Source organism: Methylobacterium sp. WL6, from assembly GCF_008040095.1.
GTDB lineage: Bacteria > Pseudomonadota > Alphaproteobacteria > Rhizobiales > Beijerinckiaceae > Methylobacterium.
This window is the reverse complement of sequence record NZ_VRVH01000493.1, coordinates 1-2,099: the sequence shown is the minus strand read 5'-3', so window position 1 is coordinate 2,099 and position 2,099 is coordinate 1. Positions and strand designations below refer to the sequence as shown.

The window sequence follows — 2,099 nt, the reverse complement described above, 5'->3', positions numbered from 1 at the left end:
CCCGGGCGCGGAAGCGCCGGGGCCGCCCGAGATGGCGCAGCAGGACGAGGCCGAGCGCCGCGCCCGAGAGCAGGAGGCCGCCGCGCCCGTACCGGAGCGACAGGCCGCCGCCGACCACCGCGATCCAGAACAGGCGGGCGACGAGGCTGGGCTGGCCGGGCATGAACGACGCCTCACGCGGCCGGCCCCACCGGCCGGCTCCTCGCCGACAGCCATCGCACCCGGCGATGCCCGATCCCTGAATCGGCCCGGCGAGCGCCGCGGAAAGCTGTGGATTTCCCGGAGGCGGGCGCCCGCGAGCGGATCGCGTCGCGCTGTCCGGCTCCCCCTCGCGGGGGAGAGGGCCGGGGCGAGGGGCATGACCCACCCGGACGGGTCGTGCCCCGCAACCCGCCCGTCTCCCACGGGGGACGGGACGCGGGTTCTGCCGGGCCCGACCGGGCGATCGGAAGAACCCGGCGATTAGCCCTCGGCGGCGCTGCGGCCTCGGCTGCGGCGCGGGGCCGGAGCGGCGGCCGCCTCGGGCGCGGCCTTGCCGCGGGTCTTGCGACGCTGCTGGCCGAGGCCCATCGTCTTGGCGAGCTCGGAGCGGGCGGCAGCGTAGTTCGGCGCGACCATCGGGTAGTCGGCCGCCAAGTTCCACTTGGTGCGATACGCGTCGGGGGTCATGTCGTAGCGCGTGCGCAGGTGGCGCTTCAGCGACTTGAACTTCTTCCCGTCCTCCAGGCAGATGATGAAGTCCGGCGTGACCGAGCGCTTGATCGAGACCGCGGGCGTCGGCGGCTCGACCTTCTCGGCGGCGGCGCCGTTCCCCAGCTGGGCCAGCGTCGTGTGCACCGAGACGATGAGCCCGTTCAATTCCGGGACCGGAACGGAATTCTTGCTCACGAAGGCCGACACGATCTCTGCCGCCAGAGCGATGTAATCCGGTTCCATGCCGTTGTCGTTCATCATCGATCGTTCCCCGGTCCGACTTCCCTCGACACGTCCGACGTCAACGCAGCCCAAGGGTTGGGAAATTTTCAGCTGACGCCAGCTTGTTCAGGCAAGGCGGCTATGATGTCTAACATCTCAACGCAATGCGCAAGGTCTGTTTCCGTTCGATTAAACTTGATGGAAAGGCTTCCAACACAAAAAAACGAGTGTAGCGCCGCACCCGGAGTCCAGTCCGACCCCATGCGGCGCTGGTGTCCAATGGCGGAGCCGGTCGTCGAGACGGCCGGAGCCTTCGCGGATTCGGTATTAGTCGCCTGCTTTTCCGTCCCGGCGCGCCAATACCCTCGTTCGATTCCGGCCTCGGGCCTGAAAACTTCGTTGTGTCCGCAACGAGATCGCGAGCGATCCTGCGCGGGCGGCGGCGGAGCGGCCAGGGCCTGCCGGTGCTCCCGAGCCGCCGGTCCGCGCGGCCGCACCCGCGCGACCGGTCGTGCCGCCGCGCGCGCCGACATGAGGACTTGCCCTGGCGCGGGTTGCTCTGTTGAAAAGGCGGGCGCACCGGACGATCGGCCCGCCCCCCGTCGATTCGCGACCGGGCGGGCAGACGAGAAGGATCGCATGATGCCGATGGACCGGCCGTGACCGCCTTCCGCCGGGCGGCCGGCCCCCGCTCGGAGGCCCCGCGTGAGCACCTACCGCTTCGAGGCCCTGCTCACCCCGCGCTCGGTCGCCGTGGTCGGCGCCGGCGCCCGCGCCGGCTCGCTCGGGCGCGCGGTGTTCGACAAGATCCGCGCCGGCGGCTTTCCCGGGCCGGTCCACCCGGTCCACCCGCAGGATGCCGAGGCCGACGGCGTGGCCTGCGTGGCGCGGATCGCCGACCTGCCGGCGGTGCCCGACCTCGCCGTGGTGGCGAGCCCGCCCGAGAGCATCCCCGGGATCGTCGCGGAGGCCGGGCGGGCGGGCGTGCGCGCCGCGATCCTGCTCACCGCCGGCCTCGGCACCGAGCCGGACGATCCCGGCCCGCGCGCGGCGCGGATCGCGCGGGAGCACGGCCTGCGCCTGCTCGGGCCCGCCCTGTCGCGTAGACACCTCTCCGAGCCCACGAGACATGCGCAGCGCGCGTAGGCCGGCTTCTGCTTGAAAAACAAAAGGGGGGGGGGGGG

The 2,099-nt window shown here is 72.1% G+C and carries 2 protein-coding genes; one reads left to right on the top strand and one right to left on the bottom strand.

Features of this window, described 5'->3' with window-relative positions; genetic code table 11:
* Window positions 1-462: 462 nt before the first annotated feature.
* Window positions 463-954 carry a MucR family transcriptional regulator gene (locus tag FV230_RS27650; RefSeq protein WP_147844642.1) on the bottom strand — a complete coding sequence of 164 codons (492 nt, stop codon included), beginning with the start codon at window positions 952-954 and terminating at the stop codon, window positions 463-465.
* 666 nt (window positions 955-1,620) lie between these two features.
* On the opposite strand from FV230_RS27650, the gene FV230_RS27645 reads away from it, so the two are divergent.
* Entirely contained in the window at window positions 1,621-2,061 is a 441-nt protein-coding gene (locus FV230_RS27645; protein ID WP_147844641.1) for a CoA-binding protein, read from the top strand.
* The last annotated feature ends 38 nt before the right edge of the window (window positions 2,062-2,099 follow it).